At 75.1% G+C, this 25,604-nt stretch carries 23 protein-coding genes and 1 pseudogene; 4 read left to right on the top strand and 20 right to left on the bottom strand.

Annotated elements, in window-relative coordinates; genetic code table 11:
• Positions 1–30: 30 nt before the first annotated feature.
• The 7 genes from C1703_RS11965 to C1703_RS11935 form a co-directional block, all read right to left on the bottom strand.
• Positions 31–939, bottom strand: coding sequence for a Tat pathway signal protein (locus tag C1703_RS11965; RefSeq protein ID WP_114252167.1), 909 nt, complete (start codon positions 937–939; stop codon positions 31–33).
• A gap of 52 nt (positions 940–991) precedes the next feature.
• Positions 992–2,809, bottom strand: coding sequence for a polyprenyl diphosphate synthase (gene uppS / locus C1703_RS11960; RefSeq protein ID WP_343236397.1), 1,818 nt, complete (start codon positions 2,807–2,809; stop codon positions 992–994).
• Between the two features lie 176 nt (positions 2,810–2,985).
• The gene (locus tag C1703_RS11955; protein WP_114252163.1) at positions 2,986–3,771 is read right to left on the bottom strand and encodes a cytochrome c oxidase assembly protein; all 786 of its coding nucleotides are present in this window, start codon (positions 3,769–3,771) and stop codon (positions 2,986–2,988) included.
• A complete protein-coding gene (locus tag C1703_RS11950; RefSeq protein ID WP_198678143.1) occupies positions 3,768–4,214 on the bottom strand; it encodes a DUF2243 domain-containing protein in 447 nt (148 codons plus the stop codon). Before C1703_RS11950 ends, C1703_RS11955 begins: the two co-directional genes overlap by 4 nt.
• Complete coding sequence (locus tag C1703_RS11945) at positions 4,211–4,780, bottom strand: hemerythrin domain-containing protein (protein ID WP_114252161.1); 570 nt, start codon at positions 4,778–4,780, stop codon at positions 4,211–4,213. Before C1703_RS11945 ends, C1703_RS11950 begins: the two co-directional genes overlap by 4 nt.
• Before the next feature lies 1 nt (position 4,781).
• The gene (locus tag C1703_RS11940) at positions 4,782–5,984 is read right to left on the bottom strand and encodes a hypothetical protein (RefSeq protein WP_114252160.1); all 1,203 of its coding nucleotides are present in this window, start codon (positions 5,982–5,984) and stop codon (positions 4,782–4,784) included.
• Positions 5,985–6,172: 188 nt separating this feature from the next.
• The gene (locus tag C1703_RS11935) at positions 6,173–6,916 is read right to left on the bottom strand and encodes an ANTAR domain-containing protein (RefSeq protein ID WP_114252158.1); all 744 of its coding nucleotides are present in this window, start codon (positions 6,914–6,916) and stop codon (positions 6,173–6,175) included.
• 185 nt (positions 6,917–7,101) lie between these two features.
• Here C1703_RS11935 and C1703_RS11930 point away from each other — a divergent pair, with 185 nt between their 5' ends.
• Positions 7,102–7,458: an STAS domain-containing protein gene (locus C1703_RS11930; RefSeq protein ID WP_114252156.1), complete on the top strand. Its 357-nt coding sequence runs from the start codon at positions 7,102–7,104 to the stop codon at positions 7,456–7,458.
• Positions 7,455–8,408, top strand: a complete 954-nt coding sequence (locus tag C1703_RS11925; RefSeq protein WP_114252154.1) for a sensor histidine kinase — start codon at positions 7,455–7,457, stop codon at positions 8,406–8,408. Before C1703_RS11930 ends, C1703_RS11925 begins: the two co-directional genes overlap by 4 nt.
• A 13-nt stretch (positions 8,409–8,421) precedes the next feature.
• Here C1703_RS11925 and C1703_RS11920 read toward each other — a convergent pair whose 3' ends face one another.
• The 7 genes from C1703_RS11920 to C1703_RS11885 form a co-directional block, all read right to left on the bottom strand.
• Positions 8,422–9,459: a rod shape-determining protein gene (locus tag C1703_RS11920; protein ID WP_114252152.1), complete on the bottom strand. Its 1,038-nt coding sequence runs from the start codon at positions 9,457–9,459 to the stop codon at positions 8,422–8,424.
• 168 nt (positions 9,460–9,627) lie between these two features.
• A complete protein-coding gene (locus C1703_RS39640) occupies positions 9,628–13,791 on the bottom strand; it encodes an SAV_2336 N-terminal domain-related protein (RefSeq protein WP_269803202.1) in 4,164 nt (1,387 codons plus the stop codon).
• Positions 13,792–13,953: 162 nt separating this feature from the next.
• Positions 13,954–14,964, bottom strand: a complete 1,011-nt coding sequence (locus tag C1703_RS11905; protein WP_114252150.1) for a MoxR family ATPase — start codon at positions 14,962–14,964, stop codon at positions 13,954–13,956.
• A gap of 68 nt (positions 14,965–15,032) precedes the next feature.
• Positions 15,033–16,721 carry a trypsin-like peptidase domain-containing protein gene (locus C1703_RS11900; RefSeq protein ID WP_114252147.1) on the bottom strand — a complete coding sequence of 563 codons (1,689 nt, stop codon included), beginning with the start codon at positions 16,719–16,721 and terminating at the stop codon, positions 15,033–15,035.
• A complete protein-coding gene (locus tag C1703_RS11895; protein ID WP_114252145.1) occupies positions 16,718–17,056 on the bottom strand; it encodes a CU044_2847 family protein in 339 nt (112 codons plus the stop codon). The genes C1703_RS11900 and C1703_RS11895 overlap by 4 nt, the downstream gene beginning before the upstream one ends.
• A gap of 80 nt (positions 17,057–17,136) precedes the next feature.
• Positions 17,137–18,477: a carboxyl transferase domain-containing protein gene (locus C1703_RS11890; RefSeq protein ID WP_114252143.1), complete on the bottom strand. Its 1,341-nt coding sequence runs from the start codon at positions 18,475–18,477 to the stop codon at positions 17,137–17,139.
• Positions 18,470–19,915, bottom strand: a complete 1,446-nt coding sequence (locus C1703_RS11885) for an acyl-CoA synthetase (protein WP_114257381.1) — start codon at positions 19,913–19,915, stop codon at positions 18,470–18,472. Before C1703_RS11885 ends, C1703_RS11890 begins: the two co-directional genes overlap by 8 nt.
• A gap of 318 nt (positions 19,916–20,233) precedes the next feature.
• Here C1703_RS11885 and C1703_RS39635 point away from each other — a divergent pair.
• Positions 20,234–20,467 (top strand): annotated as a pseudogene (locus C1703_RS39635) (hypothetical protein); the annotation flags it as partial.
• An 80-nt stretch (positions 20,468–20,547) separates the two neighbouring features.
• On the opposite strand, the gene C1703_RS11875 reads toward C1703_RS39635, so the two are convergent.
• Together C1703_RS11875 and C1703_RS11870 are read right to left on the bottom strand one after the other, a co-directional pair.
• A complete protein-coding gene (locus C1703_RS11875) occupies positions 20,548–20,847 on the bottom strand; it encodes a hypothetical protein (RefSeq protein ID WP_114252141.1) in 300 nt (99 codons plus the stop codon).
• An 85-nt stretch (positions 20,848–20,932) separates the two neighbouring features.
• A complete protein-coding gene (locus C1703_RS11870; protein ID WP_114257380.1) occupies positions 20,933–21,994 on the bottom strand; it encodes a MerR family transcriptional regulator in 1,062 nt (353 codons plus the stop codon).
• A gap of 166 nt (positions 21,995–22,160) precedes the next feature.
• Between C1703_RS11870 and C1703_RS11865 the strand changes: the two genes are divergently transcribed.
• Positions 22,161–23,030 (top strand): hypothetical protein, encoded by an 870-nt coding sequence (locus C1703_RS11865; protein ID WP_114252139.1) that lies wholly within the window; start codon positions 22,161–22,163, stop codon positions 23,028–23,030.
• 36 nt (positions 23,031–23,066) lie between these two features.
• Here C1703_RS11865 and C1703_RS11860 read toward each other — a convergent pair whose 3' ends face one another.
• Genes C1703_RS11860 through C1703_RS11845 form a run of 4 tightly spaced genes read right to left on the bottom strand, consistent with a single transcriptional unit; the run spans position 23,067 to position 25,591 of the window.
• Positions 23,067–23,678 carry a hypothetical protein gene (locus C1703_RS11860; protein ID WP_114252137.1) on the bottom strand — a complete coding sequence of 204 codons (612 nt, stop codon included), beginning with the start codon at positions 23,676–23,678 and terminating at the stop codon, positions 23,067–23,069.
• A complete protein-coding gene (locus C1703_RS11855) occupies positions 23,644–24,471 on the bottom strand; it encodes an FkbM family methyltransferase (RefSeq protein ID WP_114252135.1) in 828 nt (275 codons plus the stop codon). The genes C1703_RS11860 and C1703_RS11855 overlap by 35 nt, the downstream gene beginning before the upstream one ends.
• Complete coding sequence (locus tag C1703_RS11850; protein WP_114252133.1) at positions 24,468–24,689, bottom strand: Trm112 family protein; 222 nt, start codon at positions 24,687–24,689, stop codon at positions 24,468–24,470. The genes C1703_RS11855 and C1703_RS11850 overlap by 4 nt, the downstream gene beginning before the upstream one ends.
• Complete coding sequence (locus tag C1703_RS11845) at positions 24,686–25,591, bottom strand: hypothetical protein (RefSeq protein ID WP_114252131.1); 906 nt, start codon at positions 25,589–25,591, stop codon at positions 24,686–24,688. Before C1703_RS11845 ends, C1703_RS11850 begins: the two co-directional genes overlap by 4 nt.
• Positions 25,592–25,604: the final 13 nt, after the last annotated feature.

The following is a 25,604-nucleotide window of genomic DNA, read 5'->3' as shown; positions in this document are numbered from 1 at the left end:
TGCGGAAACGTCTCATCATGGGCGGTTCGCTCAGACGTCGTCGAAGACGGGGAAGCGGGGCGGCTGGGCGATGCCCGCCTGCCTCAGGTGTTCGGCCGTGGACTCCATGTCGCTCAGACGCGACTCCAGCGACGGCCGGGAGACGCGGTGATGGTGGTGGCCCTCGGGGCCGCTCCACGGTGGGTCGAAGCTCCAGGGGACCGGGCCCGTCAGCTCGTTGGCGGTCATCCAGTCGTCGATCCGGGCGTCCACCCAGCCGTGGAGCTTCCAGAAGACCGGGTTCACGTGGGCGGAGTAGGTGTCGGCGAGCCAGTCGTAATCGGCGTCGTCCCAGCGGGGGTCGACGCTGAAGGCGTCGCCGCCGGGCCGGTAGGCGGGCATTTCGGCGGCCCAGCGCAGATGCATGCGGTTGTGGATGCCGAACTCGATCCTGGCGCCGAGGCGGCCCAGGGTCATCTGGCGCAGCGCGGCCGGGTCGGTGAACTCCGCCTCCCAGGCGCGGAGCTGATCGAACGACGCCCGGGTCTTGGCGTTCCGGATGGCGTCGGAGGTCGCCGGGTCGTCCGGGATGTCGAAGGCGGGTGGGACCGGGTAGGCGGTGTCCTCGGGGGCGGGGACCGTCGGCCAGCCCTCCACGCGAGGGTGCTGCGGGTCGCCCACCTCGGCGAGGATCTCGTCGACCGCGGCGATCATCTCGCGGTGCATGTACAGGAAGTCCTCGCCCGAGCCGTTGTCGCGCTCGACGGAGCGGATGCCGGTGACCGGGTGCGGCGCGGTCAGGGAGGGGCGCGGCGGATCCCAGCCGTGGTCGCGGAAGACCGCCTTCTCCTGCGGGGTCAGCACCGCCCAGGAGTCGCGGGCGGTGTGCCACAGCATGTGGTGCAGGCGCATCGTCCGGGCGGCCATGGCGTCGATCACGGGCTTGGGGAAGGCGTTCATGTCACACCACCGCTCTCTTCCTCCGCTGTGTTTCCACTGTGACGTAGAACACTTATTGGTGCATTCGGGGCAGAATCGGGGTGGTCGGAGCGGTGCCGAGACGGCGTTGGCGGTGGGTGTAGGCCGTGACGGCCTGCCACAGGTCGCGGCGGTCGGTGTCGGGCCAGAGGCCCGGCGTGAAGTACAGCTCGGCGTAAGCCGTGTGCCAGGGCAGGAAGTTGGAGGTGCGCTGCTCGTTGCCGGTGCGCCAGAGCAGGTCGACGTCCGGCAGGTCCGGGTGGGGCAGATGGCGCGCGAAGTCGTCCTCGGTGATCAGGTCGGGGTCGAGGTGGCCCGCGCGGGTCCGGCGGGCCAGGGCGGCGGCGGTGCGGGTGAGTTCGTCCCGGCCGCCGTAGTCGATGCACATCGTCAGGGTCAGGCCGGTGCGGGTGCGGGTGGTGCGCTCCCGGAGGTGGAGGAGGTCGACCAGGTCGGGGGGCAGGCGGCCGGCGCGGCCGTGCCAGCGCAGGCGGACGTCGAGGTCGCGGAAGGGGTCGTCGTCCAGTTCGCGGCGCAGGACGTCGAGGAGCGCGTCGACCTCCTCGGCGTCGCGGCTCCAGTTCTCGGTGGAGAAGGTGTAGAGCGTCAGGTGCCGCAGGCCCAGCTCCAGCGCGCCGTGGACCACGTCGCGGGCGGCGGTGGCGCCGGCGCGGTGGCCCTCGTACCGGGGCAGGCCGCGCTGCTGGGCCCAGCGGCCGTTGCCGTCCATGATCACCGCGACGTGGTGGGGGAGCCGGCCGGGCGGGATCCGCGGGGGGCGCCGGCCGCTGGGGTGGGGCGGCGGGAGGCGGAAGACGGCGGCGGGGGCCGGCCGGGCGGCCGCGGCGGGCCGGTGCGGGCCGGGCTGCCGGTGTGGCGGCACGGTGAGCGGGGTCAGGCGCCAGGCCAGGGCGGCACGGGCCCGGGCCGGGGCGAGGATACGGGCCCGGATGCGGAGCGGGGGCCGGGGCCGGGCGCGCAGGAGGGCGGGACCGGCGGAGTCGATGGCGTCGAGCTGGGCGCGCAGCAGGGCGGCCATCGCCCGCAGGACGGTGGCGGGGCCCGGGTGCATGCCGCGGACGAGGGAGTCCTGGGTCACCCACTGGCGGGCCAGCCCGGTCAGGTCCGTGACCAGGGCCGCCACGGCCGGGCTCCAGCGGCGGCGGAGCAGGTCGTCCGCCGCACCGGGGTGCCGGTCGAGCGCCTCGTCGGGCACGAGGAGGTCGCCCTGGGCGAGGTCGGCGGACAGGTCGCTGAGGATGTCGGTGAGCCGGACGCCGTCGAGGAACTCCTCGTAGCTCTCCCGCGTGTCCAGGCGCAGGGCCACGGGGACGCCGGAGCGGTCGAAGACGGCGCGGACCTGACCGAACCAGGGCAGCAGGTTGTCCCGGCCCCAGGTGCGCCACGCGGTCCAGTCGCCGAAGCGCCGGCCGTCGGTGTCCTCCCGGACCTGGGTCATGGCGCCGTGCAGTTCGGACAGGTCCAGGCGCCAGCGGGTCGCCGTGTCCACCAGGGCGCGGCGGATGGGGTCCGGGCTCGTCCCGGTGGGCAGTTCGCGGTGCAGGGCGGTGATCCAGGCCGCGACCCGGGCGGCCCGTTCGGCGGCGGGCGCCGTGCGGTCGTCGCCCAGGTCGTCGAGGGCGTTGGCCGCCGCCCACAGGGCGTGGAGCGCCGGGCGCAGGGGCGCGGGCACCAGCTGGATCAGCGCGTACTCCGCCGGGTCCTCGGCTCTGGTCCGGCGCCGGCACAGCCGGTAGGCCGCCCGCAGGGCCGGGTCGTCGGCGGTCACCGGCGGTGCGGGGGGCTCGCGTCGGTCTGCCGGTGCTGCGGTCGCGGGAGGCACATCGCTCACACCGAGGACGGTACGTCCTGGGCGTGCGGCGGTGTGCCTGTCTACGACGCCGTGTCGTCGTCCTCCGTGTCGCTCTCGTCCCGGTCGCCCTCCGCCTGGGACGGGGTGGGGGTGGGGTGGGGTCGTGTCCTGGTCGTCCTCGCGGTCGCCTTCGGCCTGGGACGGGGTCTGGTCGCTCATGGCGTGCCTCCTGGTGCCGGTGCCGGTTCCGGCTGCCGGGTACCCCGGTGGGGCCGGAGCGATCGGCCCTGCGCGCGGTACCACTGGGACGCCAGCAACAGGGCCAGGGCGATCTCGACCGCGTCACCGCCGTAGTACATGAGCTGCGAGGCCAGGTGCAGGTCGGCGGGCGCGTAGGCCGTGCCGGGCGGACCCGTCGCCCACAGACCCTTCGCCAGCACGGCGTGGGCCGCGGCGGCCGCCAGCAGCGTGCCGGCCCGCAGCGCGAAACCCGGCCGGTGCCGGACCGGGTCCACGGCGAGCAGGGCGAAGGTGAAGAGCAGACCGGCGAGGAAGAGGTGCAGGAGGAGCAGGGGGCTGTGGTGCAGGGACGGCGGCAGGGGACCCCGGTAGAGGAGCCACAGACCTCCGACGTCCAGCGCCGCGGCCACCGGCGGGAAGACCAGGGCCGTGACCGGGCCGGAGCGGGTCGACGAGACCAGGACGCGGCGGGCGGGGCGGGGGAGGGCGCGCAGGGCCAGGGTGACCGGCCGGGCGAGGACGAAGGGGAGCGGGGCCACCATGCCGGCCGTGACATGGGCGGCCGTGTGCGCGGTGAACGGCGGCAGCCACGCCTCCCACGGCACGGCGAACGCGGCCACGAGCAGGCCGCCGCCCAGCCAGCACCCGGCCTCGCGCCGCAGGGGCCAGCGGTCGCCCCGGTGGCGCAGCCGGGCGGCGGCCGCCGTGTAGAGCAGGCAGCACAGGAGCACGACGACGGGCAGGGGAGCCGGGGTCGTCACCGCTCTCCCTCGCGCTGCGCGCGCCGGGCCCGGCGCCACAGGAGCAGGCCCGCCAGCAGGAACAGGGCGGCGACGACGTTCCACGTCCAGTCGTACGGCCGCGGATCGACCTCGTAGCGGATCTGGTGCAGCCGCAGCAGCTTGTGCTGGACGGTGCCGTCGTAGAGCTGGAAGCCGCCGAGGCCCAGGCAGACGCCGGACCACCACGCGGGGCGCAGCGGGCCGCCCCGGCGGCGCAGGTCGGCGTAGAGGAACAGGCCCGCCACCATGGCCAGCCAGCCCCCGGCGTGGAACAGGCCGTCGGAGACCAGGCCCACGTCGGGGGTGGACCTGTCGTAGAAGTGGTGCCAGTGGAGCAGCTGGTGGAAGACGGTCTCGTCGACGAACGCGGCGATGCCGACCCCCGACAGCGCCCCGCCGGCCAGCGACCGGCGGTACGTCACCCGTCCTTGCCCAGGGCCTTGCGGACGACGTCCCGGGTACGGTCGACGACGGCCGCGAGGGGGCCGAGCGCGAGGTTCTTGACCGCGGACTCCGTGCCGGGGTGCGGGTGGGTGGGAGCCATGGCCTCGGCGGCCTTCAGGGCCGAGGCCATCGACGCCAGACGGGCCTGGTCCGCGTGCCGGCGGATGTGGTTGAACTCGTAGCGTTCCTCGGCGCGGGCGTGTGCCGTCACGTCCAGGCGCAGCGCGAGGAGTTCCGGCAGGAACTTCGGGTCGTCGGTGTCCATGCCGTCCAGCCGGGACAGCAGCTCCTTCGCCTCCCGCTCCTCGTGCAGCCGGTCCGCCACGACCTGCTCGCCGCCCGGCACATTGGCCCGCGTGAAGGGGCGGACGACCTCCTCCTCGGCCGTCTCGTGCACGGCCAGCAACCGCACCAGCCGGCGGAAGGCGGCCCGGCGCTCGTCCCCGGTGGCCTGCTCGACCTCGTCGAAGAGGTTGCGGATGTCGCCGTGCTGCCGCATGAGCAGGGCCACGACGTCCGCGTCGCTCGTGATGCCGTCGGCCATGTCAGTCCCTCTCCCGGGAGGCGAGGTCGGGGTGGCCGCCCTCGGTCTCGATGCGGTACTCGCGGCCGAACATCTCGCGGTGCTGCGCCATCACCCGCTCGCTGGGCGGCTCCTCACCGCCGTGGAGCTGCTCCTGCATGCGCTCGAACCGCTCGTGCGCGTCCTGGACGTAGCCGGTGCCCAGGGTCGTCAGGTCGATCTGGGTGTCCAGCAGGTCGCGGACGAACACCTTGTTCTGCTCGAACGTGAGGACGTTCGGCAGCTCCGGGGCGAGGATCTCCTGCGGTTCCCGGCCGTCGTGCCGGCGCATGAGGTCGCAGGCGATGCGCAGGTGTTCCAGCTCCATGTTCAGGTGCAGCTCCCAGATCGCCCTCACCTTCGGGTCCGGCTCCTGCTCCATGAAGGAGTGGTACAGGTAGCACTCGTTGTACTCGTGGTTGACGAGCTGCTCCCACCACGTCTCCCCGGGGTCGACGAGCGACTCGTAGTGGGTGACGTGCTCCTCCTCGATGAGGCCGATCTCCTGGTAGAGCTGCCGGGCGATCGGCTCCATGTACTGGGGGCCGACGTTCATGTAGAAGTTCATGGTCTGCTGCTCCGCCGACAGGATGGTCAGGGCGTGCAGCTTGGACAGCGGGTTCGCGGTGGAACGGTCGTACGGCTCACGCACGTTGTCGTGCGGGTGGCGGTGGTGGAACTTCGTCGGCCGGCCCGGCATCACCTCGGTGAGGTTGTCGACGATCGACTCCGCCTTGCGGTGCTCGATCATCTCGTAGAGGTTGGCGTACCGGTACAGGTGGTCGAAGTCCTCCAGCACACCGAACTCGTAGGCCTGCTTCAGATAGGGGTCGGGCTCGTGGCGGGCGATCCAGCCCGTGAGGTCCACGGCGACCTGCTCGTAGGCGATGGTCGTCTCCAGGACGGAGGCGAGGCCCGGAAGCAGCCAGTTGACGGTCTTCTGCTGCTGGTGCTCGACGTAGCGGACCTCCGCCAGCTGCCGTTTGACCTCCGGGTCGGGGCAGTGGCGGGCGAACTGGTGGCTGAAGAGGATCGCCTCGACCTCGATGCCGTTCATCGTGATGATCCGGCAGCGGGTGTACGGGTCGGCGTGGTCCGGGTCGATGGGGTCGACGTCCAGCTCGCGCCAGCTGCGGAGCTGACGGTCCAGGGGGATGCCTTGGTGCTCGAGAGGGTTGAAACCCATGGGGTTCTCCTCGGCTGAGGCCGGAGCGGGCCGCCGCCGGGTACCCGACGGGACTCCGCGCAAACGGCAGGGCACGAGGAAGGCGGGGGGAGGGCGCCGTGGCTGGCCGGAGCGGCTTTTCACCGGTGGTCGTCCGCCGGGCCCCCGCTCGGGCGGTCCGGCGGACGGAGGGGCCTCCTCGCGGCCCCTCAGACCCGGCGGCGCCGCGAGAGGGCCCGCTGCAGGGCCGTGCGGAGTTCCGCCGACGGTGCCGGGCCGTCGGACTCCGCGCTCGCCGTGACCGCGGCGGCGACCTCGCGGAGCTTGGTGTTGGAGAGCTGGGAGGCCTCCCGGAGGATGTGCCAGGCCTCGTCGGACGTGCAGCCGTGGGTGGCCATGAGGATGCCCCGCGCCTGGTCGATGACCGGGCGGGAGACGATGGCCTGACGGAGCTGCTCGACCTCCTCCTGGAGGATGTGCAGCCGCTCCGCGCGTTCCATGGAGACCGCCGAGGAGGCCGGAGCCGGCGGCGGCACGGTGCCGGGGTCGGTGCTGTCCGGACCGGTGATGCCCAGGCCGGACAGGGGGTCGCTGGTGCCCAGGCCGGACAGGGGGTCGGTGGTGTCCAGCCCCGCCAGCTCCAGGATCCGGCGCGGCTGGCCGTTCCAGTTCGTGACGGTGACCGTGACCGTCAGCGACCGCCGCCGGGCGTAGTCCCCGAGCACGTCCAGGAACTGGAGTCCGGCCGTGTCCATGAAGTGCACGCCCCCCATGTCCAGGTCGACCCGGGTGACGGTGGGCGGCAGGTCGGACAGGGTTCTGGCCAGGATGTCCGCGCAGCCGTGGACGAGCTCACCACGCGGGGTGAGCTCGGCGCGGTCCGCGTCGACGCGGCCGGAGATGACCAGGGTGTTCAGTCCTCCTGTGAGATGTGGTGATGCCGCTGACGTCATGTCACCGCCTTGTCGGTCCTCGTCGGTCGTCGTTCGTCTCGCCGGACTGCACGACGTCATTCGCCCCCGTGGACGTCGGTGTGAGGTGCGCCTGCCCGCCGCACGGCGTACTACACACGGATCGGGGGAATGAGCCTGTTCCCGGCGGGTACGAGCGCTGTGGTCCAGAAGCGTGGGGAGAGGGCGTGAACACTCGGTATCCGGTGCCGGCCACCGGGCCCTGCGGCCCCTCGCCGGGCCTGGCGGTGTTCCCGCTGGCCGGGCGGCGGGGGGTCCGGGCGGCGGGGGAGGTCGGCCTGACGACACGTGCGATCTGGGAAGGTGTACTGGAGCAGGCCGTTCGCGAAGGTGAGGACGTGTACTACCTGGAGCTGTCCGATGTGACGTTCGTCGACGTCGCGGGCGCTGGCGCGCTCGCGGCCGCCGCCGGACGGCTGAGTGACGGCCGCCGGTTCGTGGTGCGCCGCCCGCCGACCGCCCTGCGGCGGACGCTCGACCTGCTGTGGCCCGACCAGGCCGGGATCGAGGTTGCGCCGTCATGACAGCTCCCGTCACCGAGCCCTTCGGGCGCCTGGAGCCGTTCGTCCACCCCGCCCTCTTCTACCGGGACGAGCAGGAGTACCTCGACGCCACCGTGCCCTTCGTGCGCGACGGCCTGGAGGCCGGCGAACCGGTGGCGGTCGCCGTGCCCGGCAAGAACCTCGCCCTCATCCGGGACGCCCTGGGCGACGCCGCCGGGGCCGTGCGGCTCCTGGACATGCAGGAGGCCGGCCGCAACCCGGGGCGGATCATCCCCGGCGTACTGCGCGCGTTCGCCGACGCCCAGCCGGCCGGCCGCCGGGTGCGGATCATCGGCGAGCCCATCTGGGCCGGGCGCTCCGACACCGAGTACCCGGCGTGCGTCCAGCACGAGGCGCTCATCAACGCGGCCTTCCGCGGCCGTACGGCGACCATCCTGTGTCCGTACGACGTCGAGCGGCTCCCCGAGCACGTCGTCGCCGACGCGTACGCCACCCACCCCACCGTCATCCCCTCCGGCTCCCGGGCGGAGCAGGACAGCGACGCGTACGCCCCCGGGGCCGTCGTCGACCGCTACAACGAGCCGCTGGCGCCCGTGCCGGACGCGCTGACGTTCGCCTTCGACTCCGACTCGCTCTCCCAGGCCCGGCACGTGGCCGTCGGGGAGGCCGCGCGGCTGGGCCTCGTCGGCGTCAAGCTGGACGACCTGGCCCTCGCCACGGCCGAGCTCACCACGAACAGCGTGGTCCACGGCGGCGGCTCCGGCGTGCTGCGGGTGTGGCCCGAGGACGGGTTCGTGGTGTGCGAGGTGCGCGACGGCGGGCGGCTCGCGGACGTCCTGGCCGGGCGCAAGCCCGTACCGCGCGACCAGCGCGGCGGGCGCGGGCTGCTGCTGGTCAACCTGATCGCCGACCTGGTGCGGGTGCACCGGGGCGACGAGGGGACGACCGTGCGCTGCTGGTTCGCCCGCTGACACCCCCTGGGCCTCAGCTGCCCAGCGGGTCCAGGGCCAGGGGTTCGATCCGGCCCTCCAGCATCGCGCCGAGGCCCTGCACGGCACACACGTCCGGGCGCTCCGCGATGTGCACCGGCATGTTGGTCGCCTGCCGCAGCATCTGGTCCAGGCCCGGCAGCAGGGCGCTGCCGCCGACCATCATGATCCCCCGGTCGGCGAGGTCGGCGACCAGGTCCGGCGGGCAGGACCGCAGCACCTTGCCGATGCCGTCCAGGATGGCGGTGAGCGGCGTCTGGATGGCGTCCCGCACGGCCGCGGTGTCGACCTGGACGGAGCGGGCCAGGCCGGTGGCGACGTCCCGCCCGTGGATCTCCGTCGAGGCCGGGCCCTGCGCGGTCAGGCCGTTGCCGGACAGGGCGAGCTGCAGCGGCCGCACCGACTGGCTGGGCAGCATCAGCTCGTGCTCGTGGCGCAGGTGCTGCACGATCGCCTGGTCGACGGCCTCACCGCCCACCGGGATGCGCTCGGCGGTGACGATCGCGCCCAGGGACAGCACGGCCACCTGCGTGGCCGCCGCCCCGCACACCATGATCATCGTGGCTTCGGGCTGCTCCACGGGCAGCCCGCACCCGACGGCCGCGGCGATCAGCGTGTCGACGAGTTCCACCCGGCGGGCCCCGAGCCCGACCAGCGTCTCGATCGCGGCGCGCTGGGCGAGCGGGTCGGCGTCGTGCGGGGTGCAGGCCGCCGCGCGCAGGATCGGCTTGCGGCGCAGAGCGCGGCGCATCTTGTCGCCGAGCAGGTGGCGCAGCATGCGCTGCGCCATCTCGATGTCCACGACGGTGCCGCCGGAGACCGGCCGCCGCACCCGGATGTAGTCCGGGGTGCGGCCCGTCATCTTCTCCGCGAGCTCGCCGACCGCGATCAGCGCGCCGGTGCGGGTGTTCACGGCCGCGGCGGACGGCTGGTCGACGACGAGGCCGGCGCCCTTGACGTAGACGCGGGTGCGGGCCGCCCCCAGGTCGACGGCGAAGTGGCAGCGGCGCAACTGCTCCAGACTGGCGGTCATGGCAGGTCCTCCCGAGAGCACAGACCGTGGGGGGCCGCCAGGTGGCGGGCCTCGCAGACAGGGACCGCCGGACGGCGGGCCTCCCTCGCATCGTGCGCGGGAGGGCACCGGGCCGCCTTCCCAAGGGGGCCGGGCGGGGCGCCGCCGAACGGGGGGTTCGACGTTCCGTCACAGGGCGCGGGCGGCCTCCAGCAGGGGCGCGAGGGAGGTGACGGTGGTCTCGCAGCCGGCCTCGCGCAGCTGCCGCCCGGCGGTGGTGTTGCGGGCGAGGCCGACGAAGCGCAGGCCGGCCTGCTGGGCGGCGGTCAGCTCGGCGACCGTGGAGCCGATCAGGACGCCGGTCGCGGCGGCGCCCCCCGAGGAGTGCATGGCGCGCAGCAGGCAGTCGGGGTGCGGGGTGAGGAGGGTGAGATCCGTGCCGCGGCCGTGGATGCCGGTCAGGGGGAGTCCGTAGGGGTCGAGGTAGCGGTGCACGGCCGGTGCGCCGGCGTCCGAGACCACGCTCACGCGGCGGCCCGAGTCGTGCAGGGCGCGCACCAGCGGCACGGAGTTGTGGGTGGTGGGCGCGTCGGGGACCGCGCGGAGTTCGAGGGCGTCGAGGCGGTCGCGCAGGAGCGGGCCGAGCCGGTCCCGGGCGAAGGCCCGCAGCACGTCCAGCGGATGCGTGAAGGTGTCCCGCACGGCGGCGGGCAGAGCGTCCCGCGGATCGCGGTGCTCGGCGACGAGGGCGAGCAGGTCGAGTACGGCCTCGCTCGCGGCGTTCGCCGAGAACAGCCGGGCCATGGGCCCGTCGAAGCCGAGCAGCACCGTCTCGGCGTCGGCGAGCAGACCGGGCAGCGGGCGGTCGGACGGCGCCGGGCCCTGCCGTCCGGGCAGGGCCGCGCCCTCCGGGGCCAGCTGCACCGACGCCGCCACCGACAGTCCCGGCACGGGCCACCGGCGCAGCCCGGCGTTGACCGCGCGCTGGGCCGCGCCGGCCCGGCGCAGCGGGTGGCGGTGGGTGATCCGGGCCGCCTCCTCCAGCAGATGGTCCAGCAGCGGCTCGGACACCCGGCCGACCTCGCCGCGGACGAAGGCGACCGGGTCGTCGACGTGCCAGGACAGTTCGACCGCGGCGGCGAAGGCGCCCTTGCCGGAGCTGGGCAGGGAGACGCGGTGGTGGGACTGGTGGGTGGTGAGGTCGACCTCGTAGTACGTCACGGGCCGGGTCGGCCCGTCGCCGTACGGCCGGGCCGGGTCGAGGAGGGTGAGCGGGCCGTCGGGCCGGGTGTGGACGACGGCCGTGCGGCCCGGGGCCGGGATCCCGAGCCGGCGCAGGTCGTGCGCGATGAAGGGGCCCCGGACCAGGTCGCGGACCTCGGGCTCGGGCGCCGCGGCGGGGGTCAGCGGGCAGTACCAGGCGACGGGCGGGGTGTCGGCGGCGCCGCCCCGGTAGAGGGGCTGGAGGCGCTGGGGGCCCTGGGCGGCGGAGCTGGCGGCGAACTCTTCGTACACGGCCGGGGACACGACCACCTGGATGCCGGCCGGCACGGGCGGTGCCTGGGGCGGCGGGGTGGGCCGGTCCCAGAAGGTGACGGTCAGGGGCGGCGGGTCCACGAGCCCGGTGAGGACCTCGGGCAGGCCGCGCAGGACGGCGACCAGGACGGGGAGGACGTAGGTGCCGGGCTCGGTGTGGACGGCGTAGCCGTTGGCGCGGACCCGCACGTCGAACCGGTGGGGGGCGAGGGCGCCGCGGGAGAGCATCTCGTGCACGGCGTATTCGAGGGTGATGCGGGCCTCGGGGTGGCCGGTGAGGTCGTCGGCCTCGAAGAGGATGGTGGGGGCGGCGGCCTCTTCGGCAGGGGCCATGGACGGCCAGAGTTCCTGCCGCAGGGCGCGCAGCCGGTCCCGGGCGGCTGCGGCGGCGGGCCCGGGGACGCCGTCCAGGGGGTCGCCGTACCAGAGGTCGAGGGCGCCGCGGGGGTCGTCCGCGAGAAGCTCCTCGCAGTGTTGGACGTCGACGTACACGTCCGGTGCGTGCAGGGCGTAGGAGCGGGAGAAGGAGACGAGGCGGTCGGGGGGCAGCACCTGCCGGACCTCCGTCGCCAGCTCTTCGAGGCGGGCGGCGGCCTCGCTCCCCGGCAGCGGCTCCTCCCACAGTCCCCTGGCCAGTTCGGTGTGGGGCACGCGCCGCCCGGGGCGCAGGAGGAGCATGCACAGCAGTGCCAGGGCCATCGGTGAGGGAGGCTCGATGTCCCGCGTGCCGTCGCTGATGCGGGGCGGGCCGAGCAGGGTGACGGAGCGCGACGGCGGCCACGGGCCCGTCGCGTCCAGGCGGGCCGCGTAGTCGGCGGCCTCGGGCAGCCGGTGCTCCTCGATGAGGTCCACCAGCTCCCGGCGCCCGGCGGGCCCCGGCACACCCGCGGCCAACTGCTTGAGCAGCCACCGGAACTCGGCGAGGTCCGACTCGGCGTCCTTGCCCCGGGACTCCTCGCCCAGGGCGAACCCGCTGAGCAGCAGGGTGCCGTCGGGCCGCAGCAGCAGGCCCGCCGGCCCTCGCTCCCCGCGCACCAGGCCCCGGGCGTGCAGGGCGCCGAGGCCGGCCATGCCCTGGCCGACCAGGCGGGTGAAGGTCCGGAAGTCGATGCCCGCCAGCACTTCCGACACCGTCAGCCCGTCCACGAACTCCGTCACCAGGTAGGGCGCGTCGCCCTCCACCCCGAAGTCGAGCACCCGCACCACATGCGGATCGTCGATCCCGGCCAGCGCGCTCGCCTCACGCAGGAACCGCTCCTGCGGCGCGGGCTGCTCGCGGTACCGGCACACGATCACCCGCCGGCCCGTGCGGGTGTCAACGGCCTGGCGCCGCCCGGTCAGCCGGTACCGCCCGGCGAACAGCTCCTCTCCGCCCAGCCGCCGCACGGTCTCCTCGCTGACCGTCGCGAACGCCGGTCCCGAGCCGCCCCGGCCGCGGTCGGCCTCGGCCCGGAACTCCCCGGCCGCGAGCCCCGCCCGCTCGTCGATGAGGCCGCCGACCCGGGCGAGGAACTCCCGGGTCCGGCCCCGGGCCGTGCGGGGCAGGGAGCGCAGCAGCAACTCCCGTACGCCGGGCCGGAACGCGTAGGAGCCGGGCGGGCCCGGGACGGCGGTGAGCATGCCGCTGAGGATCACCTCGGCGAGGTGCTGGGGGCGCGGGTCGCGGTCCACGGCGCGCTGCACGAGGCGCATCACCGGCACCGAGGGGACCGCCAGCGCGAGGTGCCCGGCGAGGCGGAAGGCCTCCGGGGACGCGGTCGCACGGAAGCGCAGGACCAGGTCCTCGGGGGAGGCGGTGGTGAGGCCGGGGGCCGGTTCGGCGGGCGGCGCGGGAGCCGGTGGCAGCCAGGCCGCGGCGCCGGGGGTGCGGGCGCCGCCCGGGTCGGCGACCAGGGCCGCCCAGTGGGCGAGCCAGGGGGCGCCCGGCTCCAGGACCGGCAGGGGGAGGGCCTGCGCCGGGGGTGGCGTGTCGTCGTACGGGGTGAAGGCGAGGGACGCGGAGGGTGCCGCCGTGGCGGGGGACGTCAGCAGGCCCGGCTCGGCGGGCAACGCCGTGCTGGGCCACAGGTGTTCGGGCAGCGGCTGGACCACGGCGAGGGGCATGCGGTGGGCCCAGTGGCGCAGGGTGCGGTACCAGCGCTCGCCCGCCGCGCCCGGGCGCCACTGCGGGCCCATGCAGTCGCTGACGACGAGGGTGACGGTACGGCCGTCGTCCAGGACGGGGACCTGGCGGGCGCGGCCGTCGGGGGTGGCGGGGTGCAGGGTGACCGTGCGGAAGATGCCCGACTGGGCGAGCGCCGTGTGCAGTTCGCTCACCAGGGGGCGCCAGACCGGCATGGTGGGGCCGGTGTCGTGCACGAGGTTCAGGCGCAGCCAGCGGTCGGGGGCCGGGCGCAGCACGGGCAGCCACACGTCGGGGTGCGCGCCCAGCCGGGCGATGCGGTCGGCCGTCGCCCGCTCGTCCAGGACCCGGACGTGCGGGGAGGGCACCTTGCGCTTCAGCGGGCGCAGGGCGCGTTGCAGCGCGAGGGGGTGGGGGAGCATCGGGGGTGCGGGGGCGAGGAGGGGGGATCCGCCGCCGGGGTGGGTCCGAGGGTGTTCCTGGTCCGGGGAGCGGGGGGTGGGCAGGCGCAGGGTGATGCGGGCGGGGGTGGGTGCGGAGCCTGGTGGGGTGGTACCGGGGCGGTGGGGGCCGGGTCCTCGGGGACGGCGGGGGCTTCGGTGGCGGGGGCCTCCTCGGGGACGGCGGGCGGGCCGGCCCGGAGCTCCCCGGCCGGCGGCCGGTCCTGCTCCGTCTCCAACTGGCCGGCCAGCCACAGCAGTTCCGCGATCTCCCGGGGCGTCGGTGCCGCACCCGCCGCCGACAGGGCCGCGGCCAGCCGGGCGACGGGGGAGGGCCCGGACCCGGCGACGTCGTCCTGGGGCGTCGGCGCACCGCCCGCTGCCCGCCGGGGGAGCGGCGACGGCCTCGCTCCGGCGTCAGAAGCCATCGCCGTCGGCCGTGGTGCTGAGGTACGGCATCAGCTGTTCGGCCAGGTCGTCGCGGGAGTCGGCGTCCAGGCCCGCGACGCCCGTGAGGTAGAGGGCGTTCAGCAGCTGGTCGGTGGCGAGTTCGCCGCCGCCGGCCCGTTCCAGGAAGCGGGTGATCAGCCGGTCCGCGTCGCCGCCGGGGGCGTCGAGGTGGGCGCGGACGATGTCGGTGAGCTGGTCGCGGTCGGGGCGCCGCAGCTTCAGCCGGACGCAGCGGCGCAGGAAGGCGGGCGGGAACTCGCGTTCGCCGTTGCTGGTCAGCACGACGAACGGGAAGGCCCGGCAGCGGACCCGGCCGCGGTGGACGGTGACCGGCGTGTCCGTGCCGTCCGCGAGGACCTCGGCCGTGCCGGCGCCGGAGTGGCGGGCGGCGCGGACCAGCTCGGGAATCTCGTACTGGCCCTCCTCAAGGACGTTCAGCAGGTCGTTCGGCAGGTCGAGGTCGCTCTTGTCGATCTCGTCGACGAGCAGGGCGCGGGGCCGGCCGTAGGGGAGCAGGGCCGTGCCGAGCGGGCCGAGCCGGAGGTGGTCCTCGACGCCCCCGGCGGCGGCGTCGGACCGGTCCCGGGCCGCGTACAGCCGGGACAGCGGGTCGTACTGGTAGAGGCCGTCGGCGAGGGTGCTGCGGCTGGTGATGTTCCAGCGCAGCACGGGCCCGAGCCGCAGCTCGCGCGCGACGGCGTAGGCCAGCGAGGACTTGCCGGTGCCGGGCGGGCCGGTGACGAGCAGGGGGCGGCGCAGGCAGAGCGCGGCGTTGACGAGGCGGACGGTCTCCGGCGTGGCGACGTACGACTTCGCCCGGTGCACGCGGTCGGGGGAGACGGCCGACGCGTCGTCGGTGTCGTCGGGTGGCGGCAGCGCGGGACCGCCGTCGAAGGCCCGCCAGGGCGGTGGGGCGGGGAGGTGGTCGATGCCGTCGTGCGGCTCGCTGTCGCCGGTGTAGACGGACCAGTGCGGCATGGGGGTGGGTCTCCGCTCTCCGTTTCGTGCTGGTGTTCCTCGGGTGTCCCGGGCGGGCTCGGGGTGGGTCAGGCCACCGGCGACTCCGCGTGCGCCGGGGCGACGGCGTGCGGGTCGGTGAAGACGCGCGGGTCGTCCCACAGCAGCTGGATGCCGCGCGCCCAGTGGTCCTCCTCCGCGTCGGCCTCCTCGCGCAACGCCAGGATGTGGCGGGGGAGTTCGGCGGGCGGCACGGCCGCCACGCAGGCGTCCAGCGCGTCCAGGAAGGCCTTGCCGGTGCAGCCGTCCGCTCCCTCGCACTCCTCCTGCCCGGAGCCGCAGCCGCCCCGCGACCACACGATCACCGGGGCCGGCGCTGTCAGCGAGGTGTCGAAGTGCGGCCGGGTCCGGGAGGCGGCCGGGGCGGTGCCGAACCCGGCGAGGCAGGCGTCGGGCCGCCGCAGCCGCATCCGCAGCCGCCCGGGCTCCTCCGGCCCGCAGCACTCCACGCGGTGCATCCGCGCGCCCGGGAAGGCGTCGAGCCGCTTCCAGGCCCGGGTCAGCACGTGCCGGGTGCTGGCCTTGCGCCGGGCGTGGTCGGTGACGACCAGCGGGTAGAGGCAGCCGAGCGGGGTGGTGTCGTCGGGGGCGCTCTCCCAGCGGTCGACGGGCCAGTCCAGCCAGTCCCGGGGCAGCGCGAACGCCACCAACTCGTCGGCGCCGGGCGTCAGATACCGGAACGCCGCCTCGATGCGGTCCCGCACGTACGCGTGCAGCCGGTGCCGCTCGACCGTGCCCGAGTCGACCGGGTGCCGCCGTCCCCCGCTGTACGCGGACACCTCGACGCGGATCAGGCCGTCGCCCGCCCCGCTGTGCCCGAGTTCGACGAGGATGGGCGACCAGTCGGGCGCCGACGGCTCCACGGCCGGGAGGTGCAGCAGCGCTTCGAGCCGGTCGGCGAAGCGGGCGACGGTCCGTGCGGCGCCCGGGCCGTCGAGTTCGCACAGCACGAACAGGGCCGCCGACCACAGCGAGGCGAATCCCTCCTCGGGCGGCGGCGGGTCGAACGGGTCGGCCGCCGCGGTGTAGAGCCGCACCGGGTCGCAGTCGACGCCCGCGCGGGCCGCCTTCTCGACCAGGGCGCGCAGCCGGGCCCGGTCGGCGGTGGTGTGGTCGGAGGTGGGGACGAGGCCCTGCAGGCCGGGCCAGTAGCGGGCCATGACCTGGGTGGGCATCATGCGGCCGGTGCGCACGTCCCGGCTGCCCGCCGCCGCCGTGACCATGCCGACGACCTCGCCGGTGTCGGCCAGGGCGACGGCGGCCCCGCTGAAGCCGGGGGCCAGGGGCTGGCCGCCCGGATGCCAGGCCTCCAGCTGGAGCCACTCCCGACTGATCAACTGCGGTGCGGTGACGCGCTGTTCACTGAGAGTGCCCTCGTCGAAGCCGGCCGGGAAGCCGTACACGACGAGCTTGCGCGGGACCGGGCCGTGGGCGGCGTCGACCGGGGCCAGGGCGGCCGGGGCGAGGGGCACCTCCTCGGCCAGTTCCAGCACGGCGAGGTCACCGAGGTCGGTGGCGCCGCCGGTCCAGCCGCCGTGGGCGACGACCCGGGCGGGCACGGGCGGGCTGCCGGGCCGCTCCGTGAAGGTCACCGTCAGGTCCCCGCCGTCGCCGACGACGTGCGCGCACGTCAGGACCGTGCCGGGAGCGACCAGGAAACCCGCCCCGGTCACCCGGCCGCGTAACTCGATCCGGGCGTGCCACTCGGCGCTGTTCATGAGGCGGGGCGTGCCTCCGGGGCGTCCGGGGACCAGGTCAGTCTGACCACCAGATGGCCCTCGGCGGTGCCCTTGGCGATGAACGCGCCCGTCTCGGCGGACAGTCTCACCCCGAACTCGATCTCCACGCCGTCGGGCTTCAGGGAACCGTCGCGGAAGACGCGCAGCGCGGACTCCGCGGCGGCCCGCACCCCGTCCAGGGCGCCCTCGAAGGTGCGGGTCGCCTGGACCGTGCCGTCGCCCCGGGAGACCAGGCGGGAGCCGGACCGCTCCTCCACCGCCTCGACCGCGACCACCGCACCGTCACCGGTCCTGAACTCGACCAACCCGTCCACGGCACCCCCGTCGTCCTCGCTATGGGCATTCCCGTTGTGACGGACGGTACTTGATGATGCGAGGGGCAGCCACCGGGAACTCACGGGCCGACGGTTCCCCGGACCACCCCCAGCTCCACCAAATCCTGCGGCCGGATGCGCAACTGGTCCGCCGTCGCCTCCACCTCGCGCGGCGGCCGCTTGAGGATGGCCGCCGCGAGTTCCGGGGCGATCACCGAGAAGTAACTGTCCGGCGTGGCCCAGGTGTTGCCGGGTGCGGCCAGGGCCAGCGCGCCGCCGGAGCCGCCCTCGCCGATCACCAGCGACGTCACCGGCGTCCGGGCGCCCGCCACCGCGGCGAACAGGTCGGCGATCGCGGCGCCCGCGCCCTGCCGCTCCGCCTCCGCGTCGTTGGCGGCGCCCGGGGTGTCCACGAGCGTCAGCACCGGTATGCCGAGCCGGTCCGCGAGACGGATCAGCCGGGCGGCGGTGCGGTAGCCGGCCGGGCGGGTCGCGGTCCCGGTCTGCGCGGCGTACGCGATCGTGCGGCCCTGGTGCTCGCCGAAGCCGCACAACACGCCGTCCGGGTCGGTGCCGCCGCAGCGGTCGCCGCTGATCGCGACCCGGTGGGTGAAGTAGGCGTCCAAGTAGGCGGCGGCGCGCGGGCGTCGGGGCGAGCGGGCGCGCCGGACGGCGTCCCAGCCCGTGGCGGGCAGGACCGCGGTGTCGCCGAGCGCGTCGGGCGGCGCGGCGGGCGTGCTGGACGGGCAGGTCAGCAGCCGCAGCCACCGCCCCAGCGTCTCCCGCAGCTCCTCCGGCCGTACGACGGCGTCCGCCGCCCCCGCCGCGACCTGCGCCTCGGCCGTGTACGCCGCCGGGTCGGCGTCCGCCGGACGCACCCGGGAACCGGCGAACCCGACCTGCGCCCCGGGCAGCGCGAGCACCACGTCGGCGCCCGCGCCCAGCGTGGCCCAGCCGCCCCCGGTCGTCGGGTCGCGCAGGACGGCCACCTGGGCGAGCCCCGCCTCCCGGGTGAGCGCCGACTGCCGTGCCACGCGCTGGAGTTGGGTCAGCGCGAGCATGCCCTCCTGCATCCGGCTGCCGCCGGTGGCGACCAGCGGCACGACCGGGAGCCGGCGCTCCCGGGCGTACGTGTACGCCGCCTCCAGCCGGTCGCCCGTGCGCTCGCCGAGGGAGCCGCCGAGGAAGCCGAACTCGAACGCGATCAGCACGGCCCGGGTGCCGCCGACGCGGGCGGTGCCGCACACCACGGACTCCTGCTCGCCGGTGCGCTCCGCGGCACGGGCGCGGGAGGCGTCGTAGCCGGGCCAGCCGAGCGGGCCGTCGGGCTTCGACGGCCTTGCCGGGGCGGGGAGTTCGTCGAAGGTCGAGTCGTCGGCCAGGGCGGTGACGACCTCGCGGGCGGAGCGGCGCTCAGCCATGGGTCAGCGCCCGCTTCATGATCTTCCCCATGTCGTTGCGGGGCAGCGCGTCGAGGTGGTGGACGACCCGGGGGCGCTTGTGCGGGGCGAGCCGCCGGGCCACATGATCCGCCAACTCCTCGAGAGCGGGCGGTACTTGGGGATCGGCCGGCACGATCCACGCCACGATCCGCTCGCCCAGGTCGGCATCCGGCTCACCGGTGACGGCGGCCTCCCGCACGCCCGGGTGCTCCAGCAGCGCGTTCTCGATCTCACCGGCCCCGATCTTGTAACCGCCGCTCTTGATCAGGTCGGTGGCCTTGCGGCCCACGATCCGGACATAGCCGTCGGGGTCGCGCACCGCCATGTCGCCGGTGCGGAACCAGCCGTCGGCGGTGAAGGCGGCGGCGGTGGCGTCGGGCCGGTTCAGGTACTCGGTGAACAGGTTCGGGCCGCGCACCTGGATCTCGCCCACCGTCTCCCCGTCGTACGCGGTGACCTCCGAGCCGTCCTCCTCGACCAGCCGCAGCTCCACACCCGGCAGCGGCACGCCGACCGTGCCCGGGCGGGCCTCGCCGTCGGCGCGGACGCTGGTGTTCATCAGCGTCTCCGTCATGCCGTACCGCTCGATCACCCGCCGCCCGGTCGCCGTCGCGATCCGGCCGTGGTCGTGCACGGGCAGCGCGGCGGAACCGGAGACCAGCAGCCGCGCCCCGGTCAGCGCCTTCACCAGCTCCGGGTCGCTCGTCACGGCCTCCGCGATCCGGTGGTACATCGTCGGCACGCCGAAGAGCATGGTGGCGCCCGCGTTCAGCTCGCGGGCGACGCCCTGGGTGCTGAACCGGCCCAGGTGCCGCACCGAGCCGCCGCGCCGCAGCGGGCCGAGGATGCCGAGGACCAGGCCGTGGACGTGGAACAGCGGCAGCCCGTGCACGAGGACGTCGTCGCCGGTCCACTGCCAGGCGTCGGCCAGCGCGTCCAGGGTCGAGGCGATCGCCCGGCGCGGGATGACGGCGCCCTTGGGCGGGCCGGTGGTGCCGGAGGTGTAGACGATCAGGGCCGGGTCCTCCGCCGTGGCGCGGTCCCCGGGGGCGGGGCCGGTGGCGTGCACGTCGACGTCGACACGGGCGACATCCCGCAGCGGCGCGGGAAGTCGGTCGTCGGGGGCCGCGAGCACCAGCTCGGGCGCGCTGTCGGACAGGATGTGCCCGAGTTCCTTCTCGCCCGACTTCGGGTTGAGCGGCACGGCGGGCACACCGGCCAGCAGCGCGGCGACGACGGCGACGGCCGTCTCCATCGTGGGCGTCGCCCAGACGGCGACCCGCGTGGCCCCGCCGAGGCGGCCCGTGAGCGCCCCGGCCGCGGCGGCGAGCTGCGCGTAGGTCAGGGAGCGCTCGCCGAACCGGAGGGCGGGCCGGTCGGCCGGGGTGTCGGTCAGGGCCGGGAAGAGAGGGGTCACGAGCTGCGTCTCCTTGGCTGGTGCGGGCGGTGTCCTGGGCTCGTGCGGCTGTCCCCAGCCGGGTACGGCCATCACGAGCCGGGCCGCCGCCGGTACGACGGCCGCCACGATCCCTCCGTACACCATCAGCTGCCGGAAGAAACGCTCGCGGTCCACCTCCGGGGCGGCGGCCGTGCCGACCGCGCCGATCTCGCCCCGCTCCGGGAACGGCACGGCCGGCGGGACGAGGGCGCCCGTGATCCCCGCGGGGGAGGCGAACGCCGGGACCAGGGCGCCGATGGAGCAGAGCAGGACGGCGGCGAGCAGGGGGACGCCGCCCAGGGCCTGGTGGAGGCACGGCACGGCGGGGGCACCTACCTCATGCGGGACAGCCTCGACACCGAGCCGGTGGAGCGGCGGAGCACGGCGGGGGCACCTACCTCATGCGGGACAGCCTCGACACCGAGCCGGTGGAGCGGCGGAGGCGATCGAGGCGCCGCGCGGCAGCCCCGGCAGGTGGTCACGGCCATGCGCCGCCACGTCCGCACCGTGGCGAAGGTGCGGTTGCTGGACCGGGAGCGGGGGGGGAGGAGGGACAGCCCCGCCCGAACGGGACGGGGCTCAGGCGCCACCCGCCCTTGCGGGGCAGGGACTCAGGCGCCCCCGCCCGTCCCCGGTGGGACGAAGCGCCGGTGGGCCGGGGAGAACGTGACCTCGGGCTGACCCGCGAGCCCGACCTGCTGTACCGCCGGGGCGAGCCGCTCGGCGAAGAACCGCTGGAAGTCCCCTTCGGCGTGCCACACGTCGGTCACGTGCAGCCCGTCCGCCTCGAACCAGGCCACGTGCAGGACGAGACCGTCCGGCACCCGCTCCTCCCAGCGCACCGTGTCCAGCATCGCGTCGTACTGCTCGGGCGTGATCCCGGCCCAGCGCAAGGACAGCACAACAGCCATGGGAGTCCCTTCCTCTGTTCGGCGGCGTCCCTGCTCAGTAGACCGGCAGGCGGGGCCCGCGGCCCGAGGTCCTGGGCCGTCCGGGTCAGGCCGCCACCACGTCCGCCACCACCCCGCTGACGTTGTCCGGCCCGCCGGCCTCGTTCGCCGCCGCCACCAGGGCCGTCACCGTCTCGTCGGGTGAGGCGGGCGAGGCGAGGAGGGCCCGGATCCGGTCCTCGGGGACGACCCCGTACAGGCCGTCGGAGCACAGGAGGTAGCGGTCGCCGGGGCGGGCGTCGTGCAGGCGGAGGTCGGGGACGGCGTCCGTGCCGTCGCCGGTCAGCGCCTTCAGCAGCAGGGCGCGCTGCGGGTGGGACACGGCCTCCTCGACGGTCAGGCGGCCCTCGTCGATCATCGACTGGACCATGGTGTGGTCGTGCGTGATGCGGAACAGTTCGCCGTCGCGCAGCAGGTAGGCGCGGGAGTCGCCGATGTGCACCAGGGCCAGCCGCGAGCCCGTCCACAGCAGCGCGGTCAGGGTCGTGCCGGCGTCCTCGGAGCCGTCGGCGGCGTCCCGGACGGCCTGCTCGGCGCCCCGCACCGCGTCCTCCAGGAGATTCAGGACGCCGCCGGCCGGGATCTCGTCCGTGTCCAGGAAGCGCAGGGCCTCCACGGCGGCGCTGCTCGCGGGCGCGCCCGCCGGTCCGAAGCCGTCGGCCACGGCGAGCAGCCGGGTGCCCGCGTACGCCGTGTCCTGGTTGGCGGGGCGGACGCGGCCGGTGTCGGAGTGTGCGGAGTAACGCAGTTCCAGCATGGGGGTGTCCTCTCCGGGCCCTCGGGGGTCCGTGCTCAGGTGATCGACCAGGAACGCGGCGAGGTCCCGCCGTACCGCCGTCTCCGCCTCGACCCGCGCCCAGTAGGCGCGGATCTCCCGGGCGGCGGCCGCCGGGTCGAGGGCCACGGTCCGGCGGATCTCCGCCAGCGGCATGCCGAGCCGTCGCAGCCACGCCACCAGCCGTGCCTGCTCCAGCTGCGCCACCGCGTAGTACCGGTAACCCGTGTCCGGGTCCACCCGGGCGGGCCGCAGCAGGCCCAGCTCGTCGTACAGGCGCAGTGCCTTCGGCGAGAGCCGGCAGGCCTTCGCGAACGCGCCGATCGTCAGCATGTTCCGGTGCACCTCCCCACCTCCTTCCGTTCCGCCACCGATGCTGGGGCTTCACCGAAGGTGAAGGTCAAGCGGGCTGTTCTGGTTCCCGCGGCGGTTGTTAGCCTGCCGGTCGATCGCCCGTTCGCCCGGTCGATCACCCAGTCGCAAGGAGAGGGAGCCCGTAGTGCCCCGTATCGCACTCGTCACCTACGACTCCGGTCCCGAGCCCAGCAAGGACCAGGACCTTCCGCTGCTGGTGCGGGCGCTGCGGGAGGCCGGTGCCGAGGCCGTCGCCGTGCCCTGGGACGACTCCGGCGCCGACTGGGGCGGCTTCGACCTCGCCGTGATCCGGTCGACCTGGGACTACAGCTGGCGCGCGGAGGAGTTCGCGGCGTGGGTGGAGCGCTGCGGGAAGCTCACGCGGCTCGCCAACCCGCCCGCGGTCGTGCGGTGGAACACGGACAAGCGGTACCTCGGGGATCTGGCGGCCGCCGGCGTGCCCGTCGTCCCCACCCGGTACATAGCGCCCGGCGAGCCCGCCGACCTCACCGACCACCCCGAGTACGTCATCAAGCCCACCTCCGGCGCCGGCGCCCGTTTCGCCGCCCGCTACACGCACGACGAGCACGAGACGGCCGTACGGCAGCTGGCGCGGATGCACGCCGAGGGCTTCACGGCGATGGTGCAGCCGTACGTGCGCAGCATCGACACCGCCGGCGAGCGGGCCCTGCAGTTCTTCGGCGGGCGCCTGCTGCACGCCAGCGTCAAGGGCGCCGTCCTCGCGCCGGGCACCCCGTACGACGCGGACAAGATCGCCCACCCGAACCTGCGGCCCTGGGAGCCGACGGCCGCCGAACGGGCCGTCGCGGAGCGGGCGTTGGCCGCCGTGCCCGGGGGCGCGGAGCTGCTGTACGCGCGGGTCGACCTCGTCACCGGGCCGGACGGGGAGCCGTGCGTGATGGAGCTGGAGCTGGTCGAGCCGAACCTGTTCCTCGGCCTGCACCCCGACTCCCTGCCGCGGGTCGTGCGGGCGGTGCTGGCCGCCGCCGGGTGACCGGGCCGCTCGTGCCCCGGCGGGCCGGTGGATGGGTCACGCCTCCGCCCGGCCGGTGACCGCCACCCGCTGCAGCAACCCCCAGGTGAACTCCGCGACCACCTCCCGCCGGACGCCCTGGGCGTCGGGCGCGGTGAACGCCAGCCCCCACCGGGTCGGGGCCGAGCCCTGGAGGGGACGGGCCGGGGCGAAGGCGCGGGACGCCTCGTCGACCGTGCAGGACCAGGGGGCGAGGTCGTCCAAGGTGCGCAGGCCGGGGCCCTTCGCGCCCGGGGCGCGGACCAGCCACTCGTTCCACACGGCGCCGGTGGGGGCGGTCAGCACCTCGAAGCGCAGGTCGGGCCAGAGGGGCACGGGCCACAGCCAGGCCTCGCAGTCGAGGTCGCCGATCCGGCGGGGGGTACGGGAGTCGGGGGCGCCCAGGACCGAGCGGTAGCGGGACAGGGGCGCGCGGGAGCGCGGGGAGCGGACCATCGCCTGCCACCGTTTGTTGGCCTCGCGCATGTCGGCGATCGAGACGCCCAGCTCACGGCGGGCGTCCTCCACCAGGCCGGGGTTGTGGTCGGCCATGCGGCGCAGCAGCACCAGCTGGAAGTCGAGCGGGGTGAAGGGGCTAGCGGGGCGCTTTCCGGAGGGCATGGGACCCATCGTCGCCCACCCGGGCCGGGCCGGGGCGGCGCCTGTCGGGCAGGAACAGCACCGAGTTGACGTAGCGCGGGCCCCTGAGCAGCGGGGACGGCAGGACGCGGCGGAGCAGGCCGTGGGAGACGACGTACGAGGCGTCCGCCTGGTGGTCCTCCAGGGGGAACTCGGCGAGCGGCACCCAGCTGTCGCCGGGCAGCACCCAGCCGTCGTAGCCGAGCAGGGACAGGTACGTCACCACCGGCGCGATCGGCTGGATGCGGGACTCCAGTTCGACGAAGAGGGCGGGCCGGTCGCGGGCCAGCAGGCCCGTCGCCCCGCGTAGCACCGCCGGCTCGTTGCCGTCCACGTCGATCTTGATGAAGCCGACGTTCCGCAGGCCCAGCTCGTCCAGCGTGACGCAGGGGACGTCCAGCGCCCGGCCGTGGATGTCGCGGCGGACCAGCGAGGACACGCCCCGTTCGCCCGAGTCGTCGGACGGCAGCCACAGCCGGGCGATGCCCGGACGGTCCGAGGCCGCCGCCCGGATCACGCGCACGTTCGGCGGGACCGCGGCGGCCAGCAGCCGGGCCAGGTGCGGCACCGGCTCGATCGTCACGACGTGCTCCGCGCGGCCGGACAGCCGGTGCGTCCACGGCCCGTACCAGCCGCCGACGTCCACCGCCGTACCGCAGCCGGACGGGCACAGCTCGGCGAGCCGGGCCAGCTCCGGCTCGAACCGGGGGTAGAGCGCCCGGGCGGTCGCGGCCACCAGGCGGGCGGGCAGGAAAGGCGCGAGGCGCGCCGCCAGACTGGTCATGGGGTCAACCTCTTGAGCAGTTCCTCGTGCACGTCGTCCGGGACCTGCTCGCCCGAGGACGGCAGCAGTTGCGGGATGCCGTCGACGATCGGGTAACGGCGGTGCAGGCGCGGGTTGTACAGCGCCTCCTCCTGCCCGGACTCCTCGGCCAGCAGATGCAGCGGGCCCTTGTCGAGCGGGCAGGCCAGGATCTTCAGCAGCGGGTCGTCGGGCTTCATGGTGATGCCAACTCCTTGGCTGGTGCGGGGGGCTGGGGAGCGGAGTCGTGCTTCGGCATGGTGAGCAGGACGGCGACCGCCAGGGCCGTGCCCGCCACGCGCAGGGCGAGCCGCAGCGGCTCGTCGGGCAGGGCCTCGCCGAACGACAGCGTGCCGAGGACGGCCGTGAACAGCGAGGTCACGGTCGTGCACACGGGCACGATCAGCGAGGCCCGGCAGCGCTGCAGCGCCGCCTGCGACATCACCAGGCCGAACACGCCGGTGAACAGCAGCAGATACGGGTACGGGGAGCTCAGCAGGTCCAGCACAGCGCCGCCGATCCCGTCGGTCGTCAGGTGGCTGGAGACGCCCTTGATGGCCAGTGAGCTGACGCCGTACAGCAGGCCCACGGCGACGCCGTACTCGACGCCGGTCGTCGGGCGCCGGTGCCGGTTGCGGGCGCGCCGCTCGGCGGAGCCGTACAGCCACAGCCCGGCGGCCAGCGACGGTACGCACACCAGCAGGATCAGCTGGTAGGGGGCGTCCTGGCTGACGGTGTCCGAGCCCTCGCGCAGTGACAGCACGACCATCAGCAGGGCGAGCAGGATCGCGCCGAGGGCGTACCTTTCCCGCCCGGTCGTCTCCTCGCCGAGCAGCCGCGCCGACAGCAGCACGAGCAGCACCAGACCGGAGACGAAGATGCCCTGCGCGGCGGCGATCGGCAGGGTGCGGTAGACGACGAGCTGCGCGGCGAACCCGGCGGCGAGGGCGAGGGAGCCGCCGATCCACAGCGGGCTGCCGAGGACGAGGCGCAGCAGCCGGGCCGGCCGCCGGATGCTCACCTCGGGCAGCGCGGTGAGCGCCCGTTTCTCCAGCACGAAGCCCAGGCTGTACAGGGTGTTCGCCAGCAGGGCCGCGGCCACTCCCCACCACATG

The organism is Streptomyces sp. Go-475, from assembly GCF_003330845.1.
In the GTDB taxonomy this organism is placed as follows: domain Bacteria; phylum Actinomycetota; class Actinomycetes; order Streptomycetales; family Streptomycetaceae; genus Streptomyces.
The sequence above is the reverse complement of the archived record's forward strand: the minus strand, read 5'-3'. Positions and strand labels throughout refer to the sequence as shown.